Origin of the sequence: Anaeromyxobacter sp. SG17, from assembly GCF_022690695.1 — a bacterium.
Taxonomy (GTDB): Bacteria; Myxococcota; Myxococcia; order Myxococcales; family Anaeromyxobacteraceae; genus Anaeromyxobacter; species Anaeromyxobacter soli.
Genome location: NZ_JALCYX010000046.1, coordinates 1 through 20,987 on the forward strand (window position 1 = coordinate 1; position 20,987 = coordinate 20,987).

Genomic DNA, 20,987 nt, shown 5'->3' on the forward strand with positions numbered 1-20,987 from the left:
CTCAACGGCAGCTACGCGTTCGACGATCAGGGCGTCGCCGCGCAGCGCACGGTGCTCGTGAAGGACGGCCGGCTCGTGACCTACCTGCTCTCGCGAAAGCCGGTGCGCCCGGTCGAGCGCTCGAACGGCCCCCCCCCCCCCCCCGGCCGGGGGCGCCCCCGCGGGGGGGGGGGGGGGGGGCGGGCGGGGGGGGGGGGCCCGCCCCCCCCCCCCCCCCGCGGCTCACTCCTGCGATGCCGCCACCGCGGCGCGGAGCGACGCCGCCCCGTCCGCGAGGGAATCCCACCCGCGCAGCCGCGCGTGCGCCGCCTCGACCCGGCCCGTGGTCCCGTCCCACGCGGCGACCGCGGCCGAGACGGGGTGCTCCCGCAAGGTCGCCACGGCACGCGCGAGCACGTACGAGCGGCGCGCCCGATCGGCCTCGAGGCGCTGCGCGCAATGGGCGGCCTCCGCGCGCAGCGACGCGAGCCGGGCGCGCGCGGCTTCGCCCTCGGCAGCGAGCGCATCGCGCTCGGCGCGGAGCGCGTCACGCTCCTGCGTCAGCGCGTGGCGGGCTTCCGCGAGGGCCGCCGCCCGCGCCACGCCCGCCGCGAGCGCGGGCTCGAGCCTCAGCGGTATCCCCTCGGCGCCCCGCCGGGCGTAGGTCGCGAGCGCCTGATCGCCCGCCCACCACGACCCTTCGACCCCCGCGCAGTGCGCGACGCGGAGATCGACGAGCTCGAAGCCGCCGACCTCCAGGGGGAAGCTCTCGAGCTCGAACGTGTAGGCGTGCTCCTCGATCCGCTCCCGCTCCTCGAACGGCACGAGCAGGAGGACGTAGCGGCCCACCCTGGGCAGGAGCGACGCGAGCACGCCCCACGGCGCGGCGAAGTGCTCGAGCGTGTTCGACGTGAAGAGCACGTCGTACTCCCGATCGAGACCCGCGCGCGACACGGCGAAGGAGACCCCGGCGTGCCGCCTGCTCGCGCGCTCCACCGCCGCGGGCGAGACGTCGAGGCCGGTGACGGGCGTCCCCCACGCGGCCGCGAGCGCGGCGGCGCCCTCACCCTCCCCGCAGCCCCAGTCGCACACGCTCGCCCGGCGCGCGCGGAGGTCGTCCGCCACCGCCGGGGGCACGAGCGAGAGCGCCAGCTCCGCGAAGAAGCGGGACTGCGCCGGCCCGCCGCGCGCCCCCCAGTCTCCGCTCGCGAACCGCGCCTCCCAGTAGTCCGGCGAATTCACCGCAGGCCCCGTCATGCGCGCCTCCTCTCCGCCGGCGCCGTGGCTCCCGCGTCGAGCGCGGCGAGCACCCGATCCACGCGCTCTCCCCAGGTGTTCTGCTGCACCTCGCGGGCGAGGAGCGCCTGATACGCGGCGTCTCCCCGCCTGCCGACGGCCGCCCGCACCGCGGAGAGGAACTCCGCGGGCGTCGCGGCGGTGGTGACGGACCGGTACTTGCGGCACTCGTCCATCGGCGTCGTGACGATCGGAGCGCCGGCGGCCATGTACTCGAACAGCTTCACGGGCGAGGTGGAGCGCGTCACCTCGCTCACCTCGAACGGGATGATCGCGACGTCGAAGCGCCGCGAGTAGCGGGCGAGCTCGCCGTACGGGCGCTCGCCGAGCACGTGCACGTTCGGGCGCGATGCGATGCGTGCCGCGGAGCCGTCGTGATCCGGGCCGATGACGACGAAGCTCAGCTCCGCGCCGTCCTGCGTCACGCGGTTCAGCAGCTCGAAGTCGAGCCAGCGGGCGAGCGCGCCGTAGTAACCGACGATCGGGCGACCCAGGGCGACGATCCGCGCGAGGTCCTCGGGGGGCGCCTCGCCCTCCCTCCCGCGGAAGTCCGGAGCGTGCACGCCGTTCGGCGCGAGCACCGCGTCCGGTCGCGCTGCGCGGATGGCCGCGTGGAGCCGGTCGGCGCTCGCGACGACCACGTCGGCCCTGCGCACCAGCGCGTCGTGGTCCGCGTGCATGCGCCGGCAGTGCATGCTGAAGACCTCGAGCTCGTCGATGTACTCGTACACCAGGCGGGGATGGCGGAACGCGGACAGCCACGCCTCGTTCACGGTCCAGTTGAGCCACAGGATCGGCCGCGCGAGGTGCGCGACGAGCCGCGGATCCGCGCAGAGGAAGACGTTCGGCTCGACCTCGCGCAGCCCCTCGACCGCGTCCGCCGCGGGGTTGCAGGTGCAGAACACGCCGACGTAGCCGCGGCGGCCGAGCTCGCGAAGGAGCTGGTGCGGGCGCTGGTGGAGGTATCCCCAGTTGATCGTCGGGAGGTACACCACCACCCCGCGCGCCTCCGCGATCCGGGCGTCGAGCGCGGCGAGGGCGGCGGCGTGGCGCGCACGCAGCAGCGGCGCGGGCAGGCGCGCGCGGAGCGCGATGGCGCCCTTCTTCGCGGCGTACACGGCCTCCGGACCGCCGAGCGAGATCGCGGCGCGGACGGCGCGGCGGAGACCGACGCCCATCGCGCCCTCACCCCGCCCGCGTCGCCGCGTGCGGGACGAACCCCTGGAGCTCCCGGTAGCGCGCGATGGCGGGCGCCGGCGCGCCGTCGAACTCGACGCGGCCATGGTGCAGCACGATCACCCGCTCGCAGAGCTCCGCGACCGTCTCCATCGCGTGCGAGACGTAGAAGATGGTGCACCCGGACCCCTTGAGCTCGCGGATGCGGTCCATGCACTTGGCCTGGAAGCGCTCGTCGCCCACCGCGAGCACCTCGTCGATGATCAGGATCTCCGGCTCGACGTCCACCGCGATGGCGAACCCGAGCCGGGCGTACATGCCGGAGCTGTAGTTCTTCACCGGCATGTCGATGAACTCGCCGAGCTCGCTGAACTCGACGATGCGGTCGAACTTCCGCTCCATCTCCCGGCGCGTGTGGCCCATGAGCGCGCCGTTCAGGAAGATGTTGTCGCGGCCGGTGAGCTCCGGATCGAAGCCTGCCGCGAGCTCGATCATGGGCGAGACGCGCCCCTCGACCTGCACCCGCCCCTCGGAGGCGCGGAGGACGCCCGCCGCGATCTTGAGGAGCGTGCTCTTGCCGGAGCCGTTGTGGCCGACGAGGCCGACCGACTCGCCGGGGCCGACGTGGAACGAGACGCCGCGGAGCGCCCAGAACTCGTCGGCGGTGCGCAGGTGCCGGAAGCGGCCGAGGACCGCCTCCTTCAGCGTGGTCACCCGCTCCCGGTACATCCGGAAGCGCATGCCGACGTTCTCGAAGGTGAGGGATCCGGGCATGTTCAGAAGTTGTGGATGTGGCGGTCCTCGGACCGCACGAAGAAGGCGCCGCCCGCGAGGAGCGAGACCGCGGCCGCGAGCGTCGCGAGCCCGACGAGCCCGGCGGGCGGGATCCGCCCCTCGTAGATGGTCACCTGGAACATCCGCACGATGGGCGCGGCCGGGTTGAGCGCCAGGGCCATGCGCAGCGCGGGGTGGAGGTTCTCGAGGAACGACACCGGGTAGATGACCGGCGTCACGTAGAACCAGATCTGGAAGAGCACGTCGATGAGGTGCCGGACGTCGCGGAAGAACACCGAGAGCGAGCTGAAGAGCAGCGCGAGCCCCGTCGTGAACGCCGCAGCGAGCAGGAACGCGAGCGGGACGAAGAGCCAAGACACGCCGGGCGGGCGGCCGAGCGCGATCGCCAGGATCGCCAGGGCGGGCAGCGACAGGACCGCGTCCGTGAGCTTCGAGCCGACCGCGGCGAGCGGGTAGACCGCCTGCGGGACCGCCACCTTGCGGATGAGGCTCTGGTTGCCGAGGAGCGACATCGAGGCGGAGACCGAGCCGACCGAGATGAGCGTCCAGGGCAGGAGGCCGGCGAGGAGGAACACCGGGTACCCCTCGATGCCGATCCGCATGATGGTGGAGAACACGAGCGTGTAGACGACCATCTGCAGGAGCGGGTTGAGGAGCGTCCACAGCATCCCCAGGGTGCTGCGCTTGTAGCGGACCTTGAGGTCGCGCGCGACGAGCAGCGCGAGCAGCTCCCGGTAGCGGAGCACCGCCTGGACCGATCCCACGAGCGCCATCATGCCTGCGATTCCCCTGCCTTGCCGTTCGACGCGTCCGGCCGCGGCCGCGCGAGCACCGCCGCGATCCCGATCGCGCAGCCGAACGCGAGCGCCGGCTCGGACGTCCAGAACACGTCGTGCACGGCGGAGTTCACGAGCAGCGCGGCGATCACCGCGAGCCCGCCCACGGCGCCGGCCCGGCCGAGCGCGTCCGCGCCGCGGCGCCACCGCGCGAACGCCACGGCGAGGAGCGCGAACCAGGCCACGACGGCGCCGCCGAGCAGCGGCCCGCCCTCGGCGACGGCCGAGAGGAGCGCGTCGTGACACCAGGCCTGCACGCCGAACTGCGGATCGCGACGCTCCCAGTAGGGCGCCGACCAGCGCGGCAGCGCGCCGTAGCCCACCCCGGTGAGCGGGTGGTCCCGGATGACGTCCGCGCACACGGCCCAGATCGTCTCGCGCCCGTTGCCGCCCCCCGTCGCGCGGGTCTCCTCCAGCCAGTGCCAGGCGGCGGGCAGGAGCGGGCTCACGGCGAGCGCCCCGGCGGCCGCGGTCGCGAGCGCGATCCGGCGGGTCCGGCGCGTCATGGCAGCGGCCGCGACGATCGCGGCGGCGACTGCGAGCCCGGCCCACGCGGAGCGGGCGCCCGTCAGGAACACCGCGGCGCCCGAGGCGACCGCGGCGAAGGCGAGGAACGCGCGAGCCCTCCGGGGAAGCGGCGCCCGCGCCGCGAGCGTCCCGGCGAGCACCGCGACCGGCGTGAGCGCGTGGGCGAGCCGCGTGTACCAGCTGAAGAACCCCACGACCGCGAAGCGCTCCGGCGCGCCCGGGGCGAACACCTGGCGGTACGCAGGAGGCAGGGACGTGCCGCGGAGCCCCAGCGCGTGCATCGGGTCGATCCCCGTGCGCACCTGGACCCAGGCGAAGAGGGCCGGCACGAGGGCGGCGGCGCTCCACACGGAGAGCACGAGGAGCGCCCGCCGCCGAGGCGCCTCGGGATCGTCGCCGGCTCCCGCCTCGAGCGCGAGGGCGACCACGAGCGGCGCGAGCAGGTAGCGCCAGTGGAACGCGGCGGAGGGCGAGCCCGGCGGCAGGCCCGCCGACCATGCGAGCGCGACCGACCCGGCCGCGCTCGCGGCGAGCACCAGCACGGGGACGGCGACGCGCGCGACGGGGGGCCGATCGCCGAGCACCCACAGCCCCGCCACGGCGACCGCGGCGACGGCGAGCCCGATCTGCATGCCCGCGATGGAGATGGGGAGGAACGCCGCGTGGACGGTCACGCCGGCGATGGCGGCGCGCGCGAGCAGGGAGCGCGCAAGCCCCCCATGCCGAGCCTCATCGCTCGGGCCGACGACCGCCTCCCCAGCACGCATGCCGCCCAACACTAATACACAACCGTCCGGAGCGCCTCCTGGCGTCGCCCCTCGGGTCACCGCGCCCGCCGCACCGCGACCGCGCCCACCACGAGGAACACGACGTTCGGCGCCCAGGCCGCGAGCCACGGCGCGACGTGCCCCGAGAGCCCCATCGCCCAGGTGACGCCCTGCGCTCCCCAGAACAGGAGCGAGACCCCGACCGACTCGACGAGCGCCGCCGCGATGTGGCCCTTGCGGTTGCGGCGCAGCGCGAGCGCGAGCGCGAGCATCGCGCCGGGCGCGCCGGCGAACGGGTACGCGAGCCGGTTGTAGCGCTCGAGCTGGAACTCGGCGACCGGCAGGCCCAGCCGGCGGCGGATCGCGATCTGGGAGAGCAGCGTCTTCCAGCGCATCTGCGTGGGCCGCCCGGGGACCACCGCGAAGGCGTCGGGCGGCTCGGGGAACTCGTACCGGCGCGAGGCGGCCCGGTCGAGCCGCACGCTCCCGTCCGGCTGGAACGTCCGGTCCTCGACGTCCTCGAGCAGCCAGCCGCCCCCCTCGGGCCGCATCTTGTCGGCGTCGATCCGGCGCACCAGCCGGAAGGCGTCCGAGACCTCCATCACCGTCACGCGGGCGAACCCGCCGTCGGGCAGCGTCCCGCGGAGGTGGTACACCCGCCGTCCGTCCTTGCCGCGGAACCAGCGCTTCGGCTCGCGCGCCGCCTCGAAGCGGCGCCGGTCGCCGCCCCGCCCGAAGCGGAGCGCCTGGATCTCCTCGGCGCGCTCCGCGGCCTCCACGCCCCACAGGTCGTGGACGACGAGGAGCGCTCCGCCGGAGAGGATCGTCACCGCGATGACGGGCACGGCGAGCCGCCACGGTCCGAGCCCCACCGCGCGCATTGCGGTGTACTCGCGGGTCCGGCGGAACGTCGAGACCGCGATGGCGGCGCCCAGGATCATCGCCGCCGGCGCGACCTGCCGCACGACCACGGCGGCCTTGTACACGTAGAGCTCGAGCACCGCCCCGACCCAGCCCGGCCCGGTGAACGCGGCGGCGTTGTCGACGAAGTCGACCGCCAGGAAGATCGCGACGACGCCCGCGAGCGCGCCCAGGAACGCGGCGAGCGTCCGGCGCGCGACGTACCGGAACAGGATCACCGCACCGCCCCCGTGCCGCGGTGGACCTGGATCGCGATGAGCGCGAGCGCGAGGGCGGACAGGACCAGGGTCGGCAGCTCGAGCGCGAGCGCGGCCGGGAGCGCGCCGCGCTGCGCCATCACCTCCCCGGCGCGCAGGAGCAGGTAGTGGGCGACCACCACGAGGAAGGTCGACCCCACCCCGAACGCGCGGCCCGCCCTCCGGGAGGCGCCGAGCGGGACGGCGAGCAGCGCGAACGGGATCACCGCCAGGGCCGAGGCGATCCGCCGGTGCAGCGTCCCCTCCGCGCGCCGCGCGCCGACGACGTCTCCCTTGGCGCGCGCCTCCGCGGCGCGCGCGCGCAGCTCGGCCACGCCCTCGCGGCCGGTGCGGGACACGGCGTTGCGATCCGAGAGCGCGGTCCCGAGCCCGAGGACGACCTCGGCCCGCCGGAAGGTGGCGAGCACGTACTCGTCCGAGTCCACCTGCTCGCGATGGACCTCGCCGTCGTCCAGGACGAGGCGCATCTCCTCCCCCGCACCGACCGGCTCGAGCCGGCCGCCGTGGGCGAGCGCCAGCACCGGCGCGGAGGGATCGGAGCGGTCGCTGATGAGGACGTTCTCCCAGCGCCCCCCGTGGACCCGCTGCGCGTAGAGCGTGTACCCCGGGATCTGGTCGTAGAACGTGCCCGGGCGGACGTCGTTCATGACGTTGTGCTTCACGATCTCGTTGAGCCGCGTGCGGGCCGCGTCGAGGCTCGCCGGCACCGCCTCGAGCGACAGCCAGAGCCCCACGCCCGCGACGGCGACGCCGAGCGCGAGCGGGACGGGCACGAGGAACGCCGGCGAGAACCCCGCCGCGCCGAGCGCCACCACCTCGCGGTCCTCGGCGAGCCGCCCCACCCCGAGCACGGCGCCGAGCAGGAACGCGATCGGCAGGACGTACCCGAGGAAATACGGCAGGAGGAAGACGATCACCGCGCCCACGTCCACGAGCGACACGCCCGAGCCGAAGAGCACGTCGGCCTGCGCGAGGAGCTGCGTCGCGAGCAAAATCTGGGTGAGGAACAGGAGGCCCGCCGCGAAGGGGAGCAGGATCTCCTTGGCGAGGTACCGGTGGAGGAGCCGCAACCGGCTAGCCCTTCGGCGGCGCGAGCTTCGCCTGGAGGGCGGCGTCCTTCGCGAGGACCTCCTCGGCCATCTTGCGGCGCTGCGCCCGGACGCGCTCGGCGACCTCCGCGTCCGTGCGCGCGACGATGCGCGCCGCGAGGAGCCCAGCGTTCCGCGCGCCCGCCTTGCCGATGGCGAGCGTGCCGACGGGCACGCCCGCGGGCATCTGCGCGGTCGAGAGCAGCGCGTCGAGCCCCTTCAGATCGCTCGCCGCGAGCGGCACGCCGAGGACGGGGAGCTCGGTCTCCGCGGCGCAGACGCCGGCGAGGTGCGCGGCGGAGCCGGCGCCGCAGACGAGGACCTGGATGCCGCGGCCGGCGGCCTCGCGCGCGAGCTTGCCCGTGCGCTCCGGCGTGCGGTGCGCGGAGGAGACGTGGACCTCCGCCGGGATGCCCAGCTCGTCGAGCGCCTTCTTCGCCTCGGCCATGACCTCCCAGTCGGAGTCGGACCCCATGAGGATGAGTACCTTCGGCTCCATCACGCCCTCTTGCCGATGTCCCTGCGCAGCTGCATGCCGCGGAAGCGGATCCTGGCCGCCGCCTCATAAGCGCGGCGGGCGGCGTCGTCGAGGTCATCGCCGAGCGCGCACACCGTGAGCACGCGGCCGCCGGCGGTGACGATCCGTCCATCCCGGGCGCGCGCCGTCCCGGCGTGGAACACCTGCACGCCCTCCTCGAACGGGCCGGCGAGGCCGTCGATGGGATCCCCCGCGGCGGGCTTCGCCGGGTAGTGCTCCGCGGCGAGCACCACGCCGACTGCCGCCCGGCGATCGAACTCGAGCGTCACGTTCGACAGGTCTCCCTCCGCCGCGCCGAGGAGCGCGGGGACGACGTCGCTCGTCATGCGCAGCAGGATGGGCTGCGTCTCCGGGTCGCCGAGCCGCGCGTTGAACTCCAGGACCCGCGGGCCGTCGGGCGTGAGCATGAGGCCCGCGTAGAGTGCGCCGCGGAACGGGCGGCCCCGGCGGGCGAGCTCGCGGACGGCGGGCAGGAGCACGTCCCGCTCGACCATCGCCGCCACCTCCGGCGTCACCGTGGGCGTCGGCGAGAACGCGCCCATGCCGCCCGTGTTCGGGCCGCGGTCGCCGTCGAAGATGCGCTTGTGGTCCTGCGCCGCGGCGAGCATGCGCACCCGCTCGCCGTCCGTGAAGGCGATGCAGCTCGCCTCGGGCCCCTCGAGCCGGTCCTCGACCACGACGCGCGCGCCGGCGCCGCCGTGGACCTTCTGGACGAGCATCGCGCGGAGGGCCTCCTCCGCCTCGGGGAGCTCGCCGCACACGACGACGCCCTTGCCGGCGGCGAGCCCGTCCGCCTTCACGACCACCCGCCCGCCGCGCGCGCGGGCGAAGGCGAGCGCGGGCTCGAGCGCGGTGAACGTGCCGTGGCCGGCGGTCGGGATCCCGGCCGCCTCCATGATCTCCTTCGCGAACGCCTTCGAGCCCTCGATCTCCGCGGCGGCCGCGCTCGGGCCGAACACCGGGATGCCCTCGCGCGCGATGCGGTCGGCGAGGCCGGCGACGAGCGGCGCCTCCGGGCCGATCACGACGAGGTCGATCTGGTTCTCGCGCGACCAGTGCGCGATGCCCTCCACGTCGGTCGCCTCGAGCGCCACGAGCGTCGCCACCTCGGCGATGCCGGGGTTGCCGGGGGCGGCGAACAGCTCACGGACGAGGCGGCTCCGGGAGATCTTCCAGGCGAGGGCGTGCTCGCGCCCGCCCGATCCGACGACGAGTACGCGCATGGAGACCCGGGCTTATATCACGTCCCATCGGGCCACGGCGGGGGTCGGCGAGCCCTCCTCCACCCCGGCTCGGCGGCCTCCCTCCAGACCGGAAAGCCCCCCGGGAGGGCCTTTCCCGATGCGCCGGCCCGCCTCGCCAGGAGGCGTGCGAGCGCGAGGCCCGGCCGCGCCCCCGCCCTCGCCGTCACCCGGAGGAACGTGCCGCAGCGTCACATCGCAGGAGTGCCGCGAGCGCCGCGCCAGCCCTGGCCGCAGCAGGGACGAGCCCGCGCGGGGAGCGCCCTCAGTGCCGGAAGTGCCGCATCCCCGTGGCGACCATCGCCACCCCGGCGGCGTCCGCCGCCTCGATCACCTCGGCGTCGCGGATCGAGCCGCCCGGCTGGATGATCGCGGTCGCGCCGGCCTTGATGATCTCCTCGACCCCGTCCTTGAACGGGAAGAACGCGTCCGAGCCGACCGCCGAGCCGGCGAGCTGGAGCTGCGCCTTCATGCGCGCGGTCTTCACCGACTCGACCCGGCTCGTCTGCCCACCGCCGATCCCGACCGTCCGGCGCTCCCGCGCGAACACGATCGCGTTCGACTTCACGTGCTTCACGACCTTCCACGCGAAGAGCAGATCCTGCCACTCCGCGTCGGTCGGCGCGCGCTTCGTCATCACCTTGCAGTCCTCGCGGCGGATCGCGCCCAGATCGCGGTCCATCACGAGCAGGCCGCCCGGGATCGAGCGGAGCTCGCGGAGCTCCTCCGGGCGGCGGGTCCAGCTCGCGCGCGGCGCGGCGAGGCGCGGCGCCTCGAGCAGCCGCAGGTTCTTCTTCGCGGCGAGCGCGGCGCGCGCCGCGGCGTCGTAGCCCGGCGCGATGACGCACTCGAGGAACAGGTCCGTGAGCTCCTTGGCGGCCGCGGCGTCCACCGGGCGGTTGAGCGCGACGATGCCGCCGAACGCGGAGACGGGATCGCACTCGCGCGCGCGGGCGAACGCCTCGGCGGGCGTCGCGCCGAGCGACACGCCGCACGGCGTGTTGTGCTTGATGACGACGCAGGCGACCTCGTCGTGCTCCTTGAGGGCGGCGAGCGAGGCCTCGAGATCGAGCAGGTTGTTGTAGCTGAGCTCCTTGCCCTGCAGCACCTTCGCGAACGAGACCGTCGGCTCGTCCGGCTCCCGGCCGGCGCGGTAGAACGCGCCCGCCTGGTGCGGGTTCTCGCCGTAGCGGAGATCCTGGGCCTTCGTGTAGACGGCGCCGAGCGTCGCGGGGAAGTGCGCCGGCGGCGCCTCCGGCGTCTCGCGCGCAGTGAGGTACTCGGAGATCGCGGCGTCGTACGCGGCGGTGTGCGCGAACGCCTTCTTCATGAGATCGAAGCGCGTCTGGCCGGAGAGGTCGCGCGAGGCCTCGAGCTCGGCCGCGACGCGCTCGTAGTCCGCGGGGTCCACGACGACGCCCACGTGCGCCGCGTTCTTCGCCGCGCTGCGGACCATGGTCGGCCCGCCGATGTCGATCTCCTCGACGCACTCCCAGAACGGCTTCCCCGCCGCGACCGCCTCGCGGAACGGGTAGAGGTTCACGACGACGAGGTCGATGGGCGGGATGTCCCGCGCCTTCACGTCCGCCTCGTCCGAGGCGAGCCCGCGGCGATAGAGGATCCCGCCGTGCACCCGCGGGTGGAGCGTCTTCACGCGGCCGCCCAGGATCTCGGGGGCCTGCGTGTAGTCGCCCACCGGGACCACCGGGATGCCCGCGTCTGCGAGCGCGCGCTGCGTGCCGCCGGTGGAGAGGATCTCGACCCCGAGCGCGGCGAGGCGCTTCGCGAACGGGACGAGGCCCGTCTTGTCGGAGACGGAGACGAGAGCGCGGCGGACCATTTTGAACACCTCCGGGAAGGGGTGCCCTTGTAGCCCGCGCCGCCGGAGGATTCAACGGGTGAGCGGCGGGGCCGCGCGCCGCACCCCCGCCGCCCGCCCGCCGCCGCTGCTGCCCGCCGGCGGCTGGCCGACCCGCGAATCAATCCAGGAGATCGTCCGCCCCGCAGCCGCCGGGCGAGCGCGGCTCGTCCTCGGCGATGGTCCGCAGCTTGGCGAGCCCCCGCGTCTCGACCTGACGGATGCGCTCGCGGGTCAGGTTCATGATCGACCCGACCTCCTCGAGCGTGATCCCGCCGCGGTCCGCGACGTCGAGCGCGCACGTCTCGTCGAGCTCCCAGACCTCGCGATCCGGGAAGTTCAGCTTGATCGACCCGGTGGCGGGGTTCACGTCCAGGTAGAGGTGGTGCTTGCAGGCGATGAACATGCAGGGGCGCGGACCGTTCGCGCACTCCGCCCGCGAGCGTGGCCGGCTCGCCTCGATCTCCCGCACCGTCGCCTCGAGCTCGGGATCGACGATCCCGAAGGCGCGCTGGCGCCGGAGCTCGCGCGCGATCTCCTTGCGCGACATCGTCTTCGACCGCCGGCGGCCGCGCTTGTCGTCGATGTCGCCTTCGAGGTCGAGGCCGCCGTCCTCCGGCGCGCCGCCCACCGGGCCCACCAGCAGCTCCTCCCCGTCCTCGCGCGCCTCGTCGCCGGCCTGGATCTGCGGCTCGCTCCGCTTCGCCTCGCTCATCCCCTGCCCTCCCTCTCCACCGTCCACCGCGGCCTGAGCGCCGCACCGTCCACCAGGCGCCGGGCCGGCGCCCACGATCGTCACGCCCCGGCGGCCTCCGCCGGGACGGTCGCGACCGCGCCTCCCACCTTCTCGAGCCTCCCGAGCGCGCTGCGCGCCTCGCGCTCCGCGCGGGAGAGCTCCTCCTCGAACTGCTTGCGGCGCGGGTGCGCCCGCGCCTTCTGCGACAGCTGCGCCACGAGCTCGTTGAGCCCCTTCTCGACGTCCTCGAGCTGGTTGCGAACCGTGACGAAGCTCCCGCGGATGTCCTCGACCGTGTAGCCCTCCGCCATCATCCGCTTGATGAGCGCGATCCGCCGCACGACCGAGACCGGGTAGAGCCCGGTCGACCCGGTGTGCTTGCCCTTCCGGCCGACGCGCCGGCTCCGGGGCAAGAGCCCCATCTGCACGTACTTCCGGAACGTCGAGGCGGAGAGCCGAGCGCCCTTCGACTCGAAGAGGCGCACCACCTCGCCGCTCGTGATTCCACCCGCACGCTCGCGCTCGACGCGGGCGATCTCTTCGGTGCGGAGGTACTCGGCTGGGTTCATGGATCGAAAATCTTCTTTTGGAAACTTGATTTGGAAGGTACTCCACTGAGTGGCAGAGGGTCAACCGAGACCGGTGGTCCCTGAGGGAGGGCGTCTTGTCGCAGGGTCAGCGGTGGCAGCGACCGCGCGTCACTGCGACCGGAGGCGGGCGATCCACCCGGGGTGCGCGGTGAGCGGGGACGGTCGCCGTCCGTCGAGGAACGGAGCGGCGATCAAAGGCGGGCTCGGATCGACGGGGGGCCGGGGCGATCGCGGCGGCAGCGCCGCCGGGCTCAGCGCGCGCCAGGCCGCGCGAGCACGACCGTTCGTCGGCCGGGCGTGATCGTGACCACTCGCACGTCCGCGCCCTTGGGATGGTCCACGCGGACCCGGTAGCGGCCCGCCGGCAGGCGAACGTCGAGCGGCGTCTCGCCGAGGCGCGCGCCGTTCACGTGGACCGTCCCCCACGGCACCGCGTTCACGCCGAGCACGCCCAGCCCCGACGACGCCGCGGGGAGGGCGAGGCCGTTGAGGCTCGGCGCGATCCGCAGCGCCTCGATCGCGGGGAGCGGCGAGAGCTGCAGCCCGCGCCCGCCCGGTGGCTCCGCCGCGGGCGCCGCGCGAGGCCCGGTCGGCTCCGCGGGCGGGGGCGCGTCTGACGCGACGCTCGCCTCGTGCGGCTCGTTCACGCCGGAAGGAGACGGCAGCCCGGAGGACCGGTCCGAGGGCGACGGGTGGGTGAGGGACGCGGGCGCCAGCGAGGCGCGAGCGGCGTCTCCGGGCGGAAGGGCCGCGGCAGCGCCCGCGCCGCGCGCGGGGTCCGAGGCCGCCGCGCGAACCGGCTGCAGCGCCACGGCCTCGCGCCTCGCTCCCCGCCGCAGGGCGAGGCCGGCAGCGAGCGCGAGGGCGACCGCGACCAGGGCGAGGACGAGCGCGCGCCGGGGCGTGCGACGGCGAGCCGACGGCGCGGCGGTGCGGGTGGCGGACTCCTCCCGCAGCTCGCCGCTCGGGACCGGGCGGGCGCTCGCCTCGGCCTCGAGGGTCGCCGCCGGCGGAGCGGACACCCGGGTCGCCCCACCCACCGGCTCCGCCGCGACGGGCACCGGCCTCACGCGCGTGCGCTCCGGCGCGGGCGCGGGGGCGGGCCCCTCCGGCCAGAGCGCCTGCATGAGCGCGCGCAGATCCACGTCCGCGGGCGAGCGCGTGATCCGCAGGAGCACGCGGGCGAGCGACTCCGCCAGCCCCTCCGCCGACGCCGTCCGCCGCTCCACGTCGCGCTCGAGGGCGCCCAGGACGACGGCGTCGAGCTCGGGCGGCACCTCCTCGTTCCACGCCGACGGCGGGGAGACGACCGCCTCGCCGAGCACCGCGCCGAAGGTCGCCGCCTCGGAGTCGCGCGCGAAGAGCCGGCGACCCGCGCAGAGCTCCCACAGCACGACCCCGAGCGCGAACACGTCCGCCCTCGCGTCCACGGGCTCGCCGCGCGCCTGCTCCGGCGCCATGTACGCGAGCTTGCCCTTGAGCGTTCCCGGCGCGGTGAGCCCCGCCCGGCCCATCGCGCGGGCGATGCCGAAGTCCGCGAGCTTCACCTCGCCCTCGAACGACACGAGCACGTTGTGCGGGGAGACGTCGCGGTGGACGAGGCCGAGCGGGCGGCCGCCGTCCCCGAGGCGGTGGGCGTAGGCGAGCCCCTTCGCGACCTCGGCGGCGACGTGGACCGCGCGCGGGAGCCCGAGCCGGACGCCGCGCTCGCGCGCCCGCTCCACGACGCGGCCGAGGTGGTGCCCGCGCACGAGCTCCATCGCGATGTAGTACCGGCCGTCGATCTGGTCGAACTCGAAGACCTGGACGACGTTCGCGTGGCCGAGGCGCGAGGCGAGCCGCGCCTCCTCGATGAACATGCGGACGAAGGCGCCCTCGGCCTCGTGCTCGCCGCGCACGAGCTTCAGCGCGACCTCCTTCACCACGCCGGCCGCGAGGGTGACCTCCGCGCGCCACACGTCCGCCATGCCGCCGGAGGCGAGCGGCTCGACGAGCCGGTACTTTCCGAACGCGCGCACGCGCGCCGGATTCTACGACCGCCGGACTGTGACGGAAAGGAAAGGGCGCGGCCGGACGGACCGGCCGCGCCCCTCTGCGCACACGTGACGGTGGGTACTACCTGCCCCGGCGGCGCCGCCGCGCCCAGGCCACGAGCGAAGGCAGCGAGAGGAGCGCGCCCGCGCCGAACCCGCCCGAGGAGCCGCAGCCGCCGCCCTGCACGAGCGGGAAGCTCGGCATGCCCGGCACGCCCCCCACCGAGGCGAGCTTCTTCCCCTGCACCGCGAGGATCTGCATCGCGAGCGCCTCGCGCGCCGCCATCACCCGCTGCGGGTCGACCTCGGTCTGCGAGGCGGAGGGGAAGAGGTCGCGCGCGATCTTGCGCGCGGCGTCGCCCTGGCCCGCGTCGGCGAGGAGCTTCAGGTACTCGTAGTCCTCCATGCCCTCGCGGATCATCTTGAGCCGGATCGAGGCGACGGGGATCTGGGTCGAGCCGCCGATCCGATCGGGCCGGCCGGGGTAGAAGAGCGTCCCGTCGCCGTTGCCGGAGAAGTCCCACTGGTTCGACCACGCGTCGTGGGTGAACGCGAACGCCGTCTCCCAGTACAGCTCGCCGGTCGCGCCCTCGAGGAAGGAGATCCACTCCATGGCGCGGTTCCGCACGGCGGACGCGTCGATCATGTAGGAGGGCCAGCCGGTGGTGTACTCGTCCCACTCCGACGGGCTGCCCATGTTCACCGTGCCGCCGCAGCCGTGGCTCATGCAGCTCTGGTAGAGCCAGAGCTCCTTGGCCTTCGACTGCGCGAGGAAGCCGTCGTACTTGGAGCGGTTGTCGCCGGGGTGCTCGCCGGTCGGCTTGTCGTCCATCCAGTTGATGACCGGCACCATGATGTCGATGTCGCTCGACACGCCGTGCGCGTCGGAGTCCCAGATCTGCGTCGTCACGAGCGTCTTGAACTCGGGGTCGGCGTCATGGACGGCCTGCGTGCGGGTGGGGATGTCGTCCCAGCTGCAGGTGAGGGGCGGCTCGTCGCAGGTGTAGTCGAAGAGGCGATCCATCCAGCCCTTCGCGCGGAAGTGCTCCGCCCAGCGGCGGTGCTCGTCGACGGAGGTCTGGTTGCCGACGTACTTCACGGTCGTGAGCTTCGCGCCGGGGAGGCGCGTCTGCGCCGTGCCGTCCACGAGCGCCGCGTAGTACTGGTCGAAGTGGTCGAAGTCGCCGTGGTGGCCGTCGTCGGCGACGCCCGAGAGCGAGATGCGGTGGTCGAGGCCGAGCGCGGCGTAGCGCGCGCGGATGGCGGCGTCGTCCTCGGGCGACACGCCGTGGCCGCCGGGGATGAGGCCGTACGACAGGCCGAAGTGCGTCTTGAGCGACGCCGTCGACGGCAGCTCGAAGTCCCAGGCCGTGAGCATCACGGGGATCTGCGCCTCGCCGGCGTCGGAGGTCACCGTCACCTTCCCGAAGTAGCTGCCGGGCTTCGCGTCGCGCGGTACCCGCACCTCGACCCAGATCGCCCGGCTCTCGCCCTCGGCGACGTCGAAGGGGAACGCGTTGCGCTTCTCGCCCACGACGTCGTCGACGTCGGGCACGAGCGCGTCCGGCCACCGGCCGGTGCCGCCGTCGAGGGCAGACGGCGTCTGCACGTCGATCGCGTCCTCGCGGTAGAGCTTCACGTCGTCGACGGTGCCGGGCCCCTGGAGGCTCGTGGCGCTCGCGGACACGCCGCGCGCCGGACCGGTCACCACCACCTGGAATGCCTCGAACTCGTTGCGGGCCGCCGCGATGCGCGCCTCGGTGCTCGGGCGCGGCTTTGCGTCGGGCCGGATCTTCTCCGTCGCAGGGGCCACCCACACGTCCGCCGCGGAGGCGAACATCGGGGCGATCGAGAGGGCGGCGGCGAAGAGGACGGCTCGGCGGGAAGTCATCGGGTGGGGCTCCTTTCCCGTTCGGGTTTGCGAACGAGGAACGGAGGCCCAAGCGAGCGAATTTCTCGCCCCCCGGTGAGCAGAGGTGCCGCGGAGAGGGTGAAGCTCGGCCGCGCACCCACGCCATCCGACGCCCGGCGCCAGGGTGAGCCGATTCGTACAGCGAGCTCGCCTGCTCGCGATCGGGGCTGGGGTTACTGGAAGATCCGCGCCGGCTCGGCGCCCCGGCGCGGGCGTGGGCTACGCCCTGCTCGCACGCCCGTCGTACGGGCGGCGCCCAGGCTGTGGCCAATTTGGGGATAGGCGCGGCGGGATGGGCGCGCGGCGGTCACGCGCGGCCGCGTGCCGGCGACGCACGGACGGCCAAAACGGCTCGCGCCGCACGGCGTGAGCCGCGCGGCGCGAGGGTGGGCGGCGGGAACCGCCCGATCAGGCTCTGCCCCGACCTCGGCTGCTACTCACCGCCGTGGGGCGCGGCGGGGAACGCCGGCAGCGGCGGAGGCCGCGCGGCCTGCCGCGCGCGCGCCGAGGGCAGCGGCGGAGGCCGCTGGAGGGCGGGCGCCGGCCGGGCCACCGGGCTGGCCGACGGCGCGCGCTCCAGGAGCTCGACCCGCGCGCGGACGCGATCCAGGCGCTCGAGCGACGCCGCGAGCGCCTCGTCGAGCCACTCGTCGACCGCGCGGCGCTCGTCCGCCGCGATGATTCGCCCCGAGGCGCGGAGCGTGTCCCAGACGGCGCGGTGCAGGAGCTTGAACTCCCGCGCGACGCGCGCCCCCTGGGCGCCCGAGCGGACGAGCACTGCGCAGCGCTGCAGCCCGTCCTCCATGGAGCGCGCGCGGGACGGCGGGGCGTCGCCCCGGAGGGCGAGCGCCATCTCCCGCAGCAGCGGCCCCACCGCGAACCCGATCGCCGGCTCTCCGCCGAGCTCGTGCTCGACCGTCCCCCGCCAAGCCGACGCGATCTCGCCCCGCTGTTCCTCGATCAGAAGTCCCACCGCCACCGCTCTCACGCCCCGCCTCCCCGTCCGCCTTCAGGACCCCGCGCCCGGCACCCCGGACCCACCGAAACGAGATAGCAACGGTCTTGCCAGCGCGCGCCTCCCCCCCGGCGACGCGCCGGCCGCGAGCTCGGCGAGCGGAGGGAGAAACGGATTTCCCAACCGGTGAACAGGGCGGGGCACGAGCGGCACCGCGCGGCTCCGCTCGCGCGCGTCTGCACGCTTCGCGGGACTCCGGAGCCGTGCACCGCCAGGCGAACGCACGCGCGGTGGGGGACGGGGCGAAAGCTCGCCCGGCCGGCCGCCGAGCCGCGGCCGCCCCGGAGGACGATCCGAGCCCGCGCCGCCCGGGGCCCCGTGCTAAGTCACGGGCGATGCTCGCCGCCGCCCTCGCCGCCGCCCTCGCGGTCGCCGCCGCACCCGCCCCCCCTCACCCGCCCGCGCAGGCGGTCGCCGACGAGCGGCTGGCCATCCTCGGCGCCATGCAGGCGGAGCTCTCCCGCTCGATGGAGCGGCTGCGGATCGAGGGCTACGACGCGCCGTACTTCATCGGCTACCAGGTGACGGACGTGGCGCGCCACCAGATCAGCGCGCGCTTCGGAGCGCTCTTCGAGGACGACGCGCGTCGCGACCGCAACCTGTTCGTCGATCTGCGCGTCGGCTCTTACGAGCTCGACTCGTCCGCGCCGGACGAGGGGCCGTTCCTCGTCATGGGCGAGGGGCCGAGCTGGTACGCGCCGAAGGAGGCGCCGCTCGACGGCGACACCACGGCGCTGCGCAACGCGCTGTGGCTCGCGACCGACGAGAAGCTCAAGGAGGCGCTGTCGTCGTACTTCAAGAAGCGCTCGCGCCAGGTGTACCGGCAGGACGATCCCGCGCGCGCCCCGAGCTTCACGCGCGAGGCGGCCTCGCGCCACGTCGACGCTCCCCTGCCCTTCCCCCTCGACCGCGAGCGCTGGAAGGCGCTCGCGCGCGAGGCCACGGCGCGCTTCCGGGCGCACCCCGCGATCTTCGACGCCTCCCTCCGGATCACCGCGGAGAGGCAGGTCCGCTGGTTCGCCTCGAGCGAGGGGTCCGCCCTCGTCACGGAGCGGACGCTCTACCTCGTCCACCTGCAGGCGGTGACCCGCGCGCCGGACGGCCAGCTCCTCGAGGACGGGCGCGACTTCTACGCGCGCACGGAGGCCGCGCTCCCATCGGAGGGCGAGGTCCGGGAGGCCGTCGACGCCGTCGCCGCGGAGCTCGAGGCCCTGCGCAAGGCGCCGGCCATCGATCCGTACACCGGGCCCGCGATCCTCGAGCCCGAGGCGGCGGGCGTGCTCTTCCACGAGGTGGTCGGACACCGGCTGGAGGGTGAGCGCGTCGACGACGACAAGGAGGGTCAGACGTTCAAGGGGCAGGTGGGGCAGCAGATCCTCCCCGCCTTCCTCTCGATCGTGGACGACCCGACGCTGGAGAGCGCCGCCGGCACGGCGCTCAACGGCAGCTACGCGTTCGACGATCAGGGCGTCGCCGCGCAGCGCACGGTGCTCGTGAAGGACGGCCGGCTCGTGACCTACCTGCTCTCGCGAAAGCCGGTGCGCCCGTTCGAGCGCTCGAACGGCCACGGCCGCAGCCAGGGCGGGCGGAGCCCCACCGCGCGGATGGCGAACCTCGTCGTCGAGTCGCGGCGGACGGTGTCGCACGACGAGCTGAAGCGCCTGCTCATGAAGGAGGCCCGCCGCCAGGGGAAGCCCTACGGGCTCGTCATCCGCGACGTCACGGGAGGCGACACGAACACGATGTCCTACGGTTACCAGGCGTTCAAGGGGACCCCGCGGCTCGTCTACCGGGTGGACGCGAGGACCGGCGAGGAGGTGCTCGTGCGCGGCGTGGAGCTCGTCGGGACGCCGCTCACCAGCGTGAACAAGGTGATGGCGACGACACGCGAGGTGAAGGTGTTCAACGGCTACTGCGGCGCGGAGAGCGGCTACGTGCCGGTGTCGACCGTGGCCCCTGCCGCGCTCGTCGGCGAGATCGAGCTGCAGCGGGTGGCCCGCGCGAGCGAGCGGAGCCCGATCCTGCCCGCGCCTTGGTCCGAGGCCCCCTCGGGCGCCTCCCCGCGCAGTCCGGGGGTGGCGCCGTGAGCCTGCCCCTCCCCGTCCCCACGCTCGACTCCGTCCTCCTCCAGCCGCGCCGCGGCGCCCTCGACGCGTTCCTCCGCGCGGGCTGGACGCCCTACGCGACGCCCATCGGGCTCGACGCCGAGCGGCGCCGCCTCCTCAACATCGATCTCTCCGAGCCGGACGTCTGCTTCCGGAAGGACGGCGAGCTCGCCGCCGTCGCCCACCTCGAGGCGGATCGCGAGGGGCTCGTGACGCTCATGGAGGTCGTCGGCGCCGAGCCGGCGGACCCGGTGCGTGTGTCCCTCGCGCTGCTGGGCGCCGAGGCCGGCCCGCCCCGCAGCGGCGGGGGCGCCGAGGCGCGCGAGTGGGTGTGGGGCCCCGAGTCGGGCGCGGCCCTCCAGGTGGCCGGCGAGCCGGTGCGGCTCTGGCTCTGCGCGGAGCGCGCCTACGGCGACAGGCTGTGGCTGGTCGCGAGCGTCGTGCGCCGGGCCTGAGCTCAGCGCTCGAAGCCGCGCCACGCGACGTAGCGCCGGAACTCCGCCTCGAACGCCTCGGGCTCGGGGCCGACGGCGGCGCGGAAGGCGGACGCGAACGAGAGCCCCGCGCCCATCCCGTCGAGCACGGCCCGCACGCGCGCGTCGCCGTAGCGCGCGACGAGGAATCCGAACGCGTGGTGCGCGGCGCCGTAGACGAGCTCCGCCTGGCGGAGGTACAGCGCCTCCGACTCGGAGAGCGGATCCGGGCCGCCAGCGCCCCCTGCCGCGGAGGGCGCCGCGCCGTCGTAGAAGCGCGCGAGGTCCGCGAGAGCCGCGTGGCGCCGCTCCTGCCCCGCCGCGACGCTCGCGAGCCCCTCGGTGAACCAGCGCGGGATGCCCTTGTAGAGCCAGGTCTGCGCGTCGCCCGCGCGCTGCCACATCGCGCAGTGGGCGAGCTCGTGCGCGAGGAGCTCGGCGACCCGGCCGCGGCGCGCGCCGACGAGCCCGCCGAGCCCTCCCCACGTGCGCGGGGACTGCAGCTCGATCGTGGCGTAGCGCGCCCAGGCCCTCAGCCAGGGGTAGCCCGGCCGCGACGCGGCGCGCTCGAGCGCCGCGTGGCTGGGGTGGAGGGTGATGGTCACCGGGACGGCGAGCGCCCCGAAGCGCTGCGCGCGCGGCGCCGCGAGGGCGAGCGCGTCCGCGACGCGCCGGGCCTCGCCGGCGTCCTCCGGGCCGAACACGATGCGGAAGCGCGCCCCGCCGGCGGAGACGTCGAGGGCGCGCTCGGCGCCGGCCCCGTCGCGGGGCGCGCGCGGAGCGCACGCGGCGAGGAGCGCGAGCGCGGCGGCGAGCGCGACGCGGGGCACGCCCTCCTCTACC

General features: G+C 74.9%; 18 protein-coding genes and 1 pseudogene. 3 read left to right on the forward strand and 16 right to left on the reverse strand.

Annotation, left to right across the window (positions count from 1 at the left end; genetic code table 11):
• Positions 1-96: pseudogene (locus tag MNY60_RS24470) on the forward strand (metallopeptidase TldD-related protein); the annotation flags it as partial.
• A gap of 126 nt (positions 97-222) precedes the next feature.
• On the opposite strand, the gene MNY60_RS15895 reads toward MNY60_RS24470, so the two are convergent.
• The 15 genes from MNY60_RS15895 to MNY60_RS15965 all read right to left on the reverse strand — a co-directional run bounded on the left by MNY60_RS15895 (position 223) and on the right by MNY60_RS15965 (position 17,524).
• Positions 223-1,236: a trans-aconitate 2-methyltransferase gene (locus MNY60_RS15895; RefSeq protein WP_242361121.1), complete on the reverse strand. Its 1,014-nt coding sequence runs from the start codon at positions 1,234-1,236 to the stop codon at positions 223-225.
• A complete protein-coding gene (locus tag MNY60_RS15900) occupies positions 1,233-2,453 on the reverse strand; it encodes a glycosyltransferase (RefSeq protein WP_242361123.1) in 1,221 nt (406 codons plus the stop codon). The genes MNY60_RS15895 and MNY60_RS15900 overlap by 4 nt, the downstream gene beginning before the upstream one ends.
• Positions 2,454-2,460: 7 nt before the next feature.
• Positions 2,461-3,225: an ABC transporter ATP-binding protein gene (locus tag MNY60_RS15905; protein WP_242337519.1), complete on the reverse strand. Its 765-nt coding sequence runs from the start codon at positions 3,223-3,225 to the stop codon at positions 2,461-2,463.
• Between the two features lie 2 nt (positions 3,226-3,227).
• Complete coding sequence (locus MNY60_RS15910; RefSeq protein WP_242337521.1) at positions 3,228-4,022, reverse strand: ABC transporter permease; 795 nt, start codon at positions 4,020-4,022, stop codon at positions 3,228-3,230.
• On the reverse strand, positions 4,019-5,284 hold the full coding sequence (locus MNY60_RS15915) for an O-antigen ligase (RefSeq protein ID WP_242361125.1): 1,266 nt from the start codon (positions 5,282-5,284) through the stop codon (positions 4,019-4,021). Before MNY60_RS15915 ends, MNY60_RS15910 begins: the two co-directional genes overlap by 4 nt.
• Before the next feature lie 149 nt (positions 5,285-5,433).
• Positions 5,434-6,516, reverse strand: coding sequence for an LptF/LptG family permease (locus tag MNY60_RS15920; protein ID WP_242337525.1), 1,083 nt, complete (start codon positions 6,514-6,516; stop codon positions 5,434-5,436).
• Complete coding sequence (locus MNY60_RS15925) at positions 6,513-7,625, reverse strand: LptF/LptG family permease (protein ID WP_242337527.1); 1,113 nt, start codon at positions 7,623-7,625, stop codon at positions 6,513-6,515. The genes MNY60_RS15920 and MNY60_RS15925 overlap by 4 nt, the downstream gene beginning before the upstream one ends.
• Before the next feature lie 4 nt (positions 7,626-7,629).
• Complete coding sequence (gene purE, locus MNY60_RS15930; protein WP_243337962.1) at positions 7,630-8,142, reverse strand: 5-(carboxyamino)imidazole ribonucleotide mutase; 513 nt, start codon at positions 8,140-8,142, stop codon at positions 7,630-7,632.
• Complete coding sequence (gene purD / locus MNY60_RS15935) at positions 8,142-9,404, reverse strand: phosphoribosylamine--glycine ligase (RefSeq protein ID WP_242337532.1); 1,263 nt, start codon at positions 9,402-9,404, stop codon at positions 8,142-8,144. Before purD ends, purE begins: the two co-directional genes overlap by 1 nt.
• Before the next feature lie 283 nt (positions 9,405-9,687).
• A complete protein-coding gene (purH, locus tag MNY60_RS15940; RefSeq protein WP_242337534.1) occupies positions 9,688-11,262 on the reverse strand; it encodes a bifunctional phosphoribosylaminoimidazolecarboxamide formyltransferase/IMP cyclohydrolase in 1,575 nt (524 codons plus the stop codon).
• Between the two features lie 139 nt (positions 11,263-11,401).
• Positions 11,402-11,995 (reverse strand): sigma factor-like helix-turn-helix DNA-binding protein, encoded by a 594-nt coding sequence (locus MNY60_RS15945; RefSeq protein WP_242361128.1) that lies wholly within the window; start codon positions 11,993-11,995, stop codon positions 11,402-11,404.
• An 80-nt stretch (positions 11,996-12,075) separates the two neighbouring features.
• Positions 12,076-12,585, reverse strand: a complete 510-nt coding sequence (locus MNY60_RS15950; RefSeq protein WP_242337538.1) for a MerR family transcriptional regulator — start codon at positions 12,583-12,585, stop codon at positions 12,076-12,078.
• 272 nt (positions 12,586-12,857) lie between these two features.
• A complete protein-coding gene (locus MNY60_RS24340) occupies positions 12,858-14,624 on the reverse strand; it encodes a protein kinase (protein WP_242337540.1) in 1,767 nt (588 codons plus the stop codon).
• A gap of 97 nt (positions 14,625-14,721) precedes the next feature.
• Positions 14,722-16,530: a glycoside hydrolase domain-containing protein gene (locus MNY60_RS15960; protein ID WP_242337542.1), complete on the reverse strand. Its 1,809-nt coding sequence runs from the start codon at positions 16,528-16,530 to the stop codon at positions 14,722-14,724.
• A 454-nt stretch (positions 16,531-16,984) separates the two neighbouring features.
• Positions 16,985-17,524 carry a hypothetical protein gene (locus MNY60_RS15965; RefSeq protein ID WP_242337543.1) on the reverse strand — a complete coding sequence of 180 codons (540 nt, stop codon included), beginning with the start codon at positions 17,522-17,524 and terminating at the stop codon, positions 16,985-16,987.
• Between the two features lie 377 nt (positions 17,525-17,901).
• Between MNY60_RS15965 and MNY60_RS15970 the strand changes: the two genes are divergently transcribed.
• Together MNY60_RS15970 and MNY60_RS15975 are read left to right on the forward strand one after the other, a co-directional pair.
• On the forward strand, positions 17,902-19,653 hold the full coding sequence (locus MNY60_RS15970) for a TldD/PmbA family protein (RefSeq protein ID WP_242337545.1): 1,752 nt from the start codon (positions 17,902-17,904) through the stop codon (positions 19,651-19,653).
• Positions 19,650-20,126 carry a hypothetical protein gene (locus MNY60_RS15975; RefSeq protein WP_242337547.1) on the forward strand — a complete coding sequence of 159 codons (477 nt, stop codon included), beginning with the start codon at positions 19,650-19,652 and terminating at the stop codon, positions 20,124-20,126. Before MNY60_RS15970 ends, MNY60_RS15975 begins: the two co-directional genes overlap by 4 nt.
• 2 nt (positions 20,127-20,128) lie before the next feature.
• Here MNY60_RS15975 and MNY60_RS15980 read toward each other — a convergent pair whose 3' ends face one another.
• Positions 20,129-20,974, reverse strand: a complete 846-nt coding sequence (locus tag MNY60_RS15980; RefSeq protein ID WP_242361129.1) for a hypothetical protein — start codon at positions 20,972-20,974, stop codon at positions 20,129-20,131.
• Positions 20,975-20,987 lie beyond the last annotated feature (13 nt).

Excerpts from the sequence above, each read along its gene's own strand:
- MNY60_RS15895 (WP_242361121.1), bottom strand. The coding sequence starts at position 1,236 with ATGACGGGGCCTGCGGTGAATTCGCCGGACTACTGGGAGGCGCGGTTC.
- MNY60_RS15900 (WP_242361123.1), bottom strand. The coding sequence starts at position 2,453 with ATGGGCGTCGGTCTCCGCCGCGCCGTCCGCGCCGCGATCTCGCTCGGC.
- MNY60_RS15905 (WP_242337519.1), bottom strand. The coding sequence starts at position 3,225 with ATGCCCGGATCCCTCACCTTCGAGAACGTCGGCATGCGCTTCCGGATG.
- MNY60_RS15910 (WP_242337521.1), bottom strand. The coding sequence starts at position 4,022 with ATGATGGCGCTCGTGGGATCGGTCCAGGCGGTGCTCCGCTACCGGGAG.
- purE (WP_243337962.1), bottom strand. The coding sequence starts at position 8,142 with ATGGAGCCGAAGGTACTCATCCTCATGGGGTCCGACTCCGACTGGGAG.
- purD (WP_242337532.1), bottom strand. The coding sequence starts at position 9,404 with ATGCGCGTACTCGTCGTCGGATCGGGCGGGCGCGAGCACGCCCTCGCC.
- purH (WP_242337534.1), bottom strand. The coding sequence starts at position 11,262 with ATGGTCCGCCGCGCTCTCGTCTCCGTCTCCGACAAGACGGGCCTCGTC.
- MNY60_RS15945 (WP_242361128.1), bottom strand. The coding sequence starts at position 11,995 with ATGAGCGAGGCGAAGCGGAGCGAGCCGCAGATCCAGGCCGGCGACGAG.
- MNY60_RS15950 (WP_242337538.1), bottom strand. The coding sequence starts at position 12,585 with ATGAACCCAGCCGAGTACCTCCGCACCGAAGAGATCGCCCGCGTCGAG.
- MNY60_RS15960 (WP_242337542.1), bottom strand. The coding sequence starts at position 16,530 with ATGACTTCCCGCCGAGCCGTCCTCTTCGCCGCCGCCCTCTCGATCGCC.
- MNY60_RS15970 (WP_242337545.1), top strand. The coding sequence starts at position 17,902 with ATGCTCGCCGCCGCCCTCGCCGCCGCCCTCGCGGTCGCCGCCGCACCC.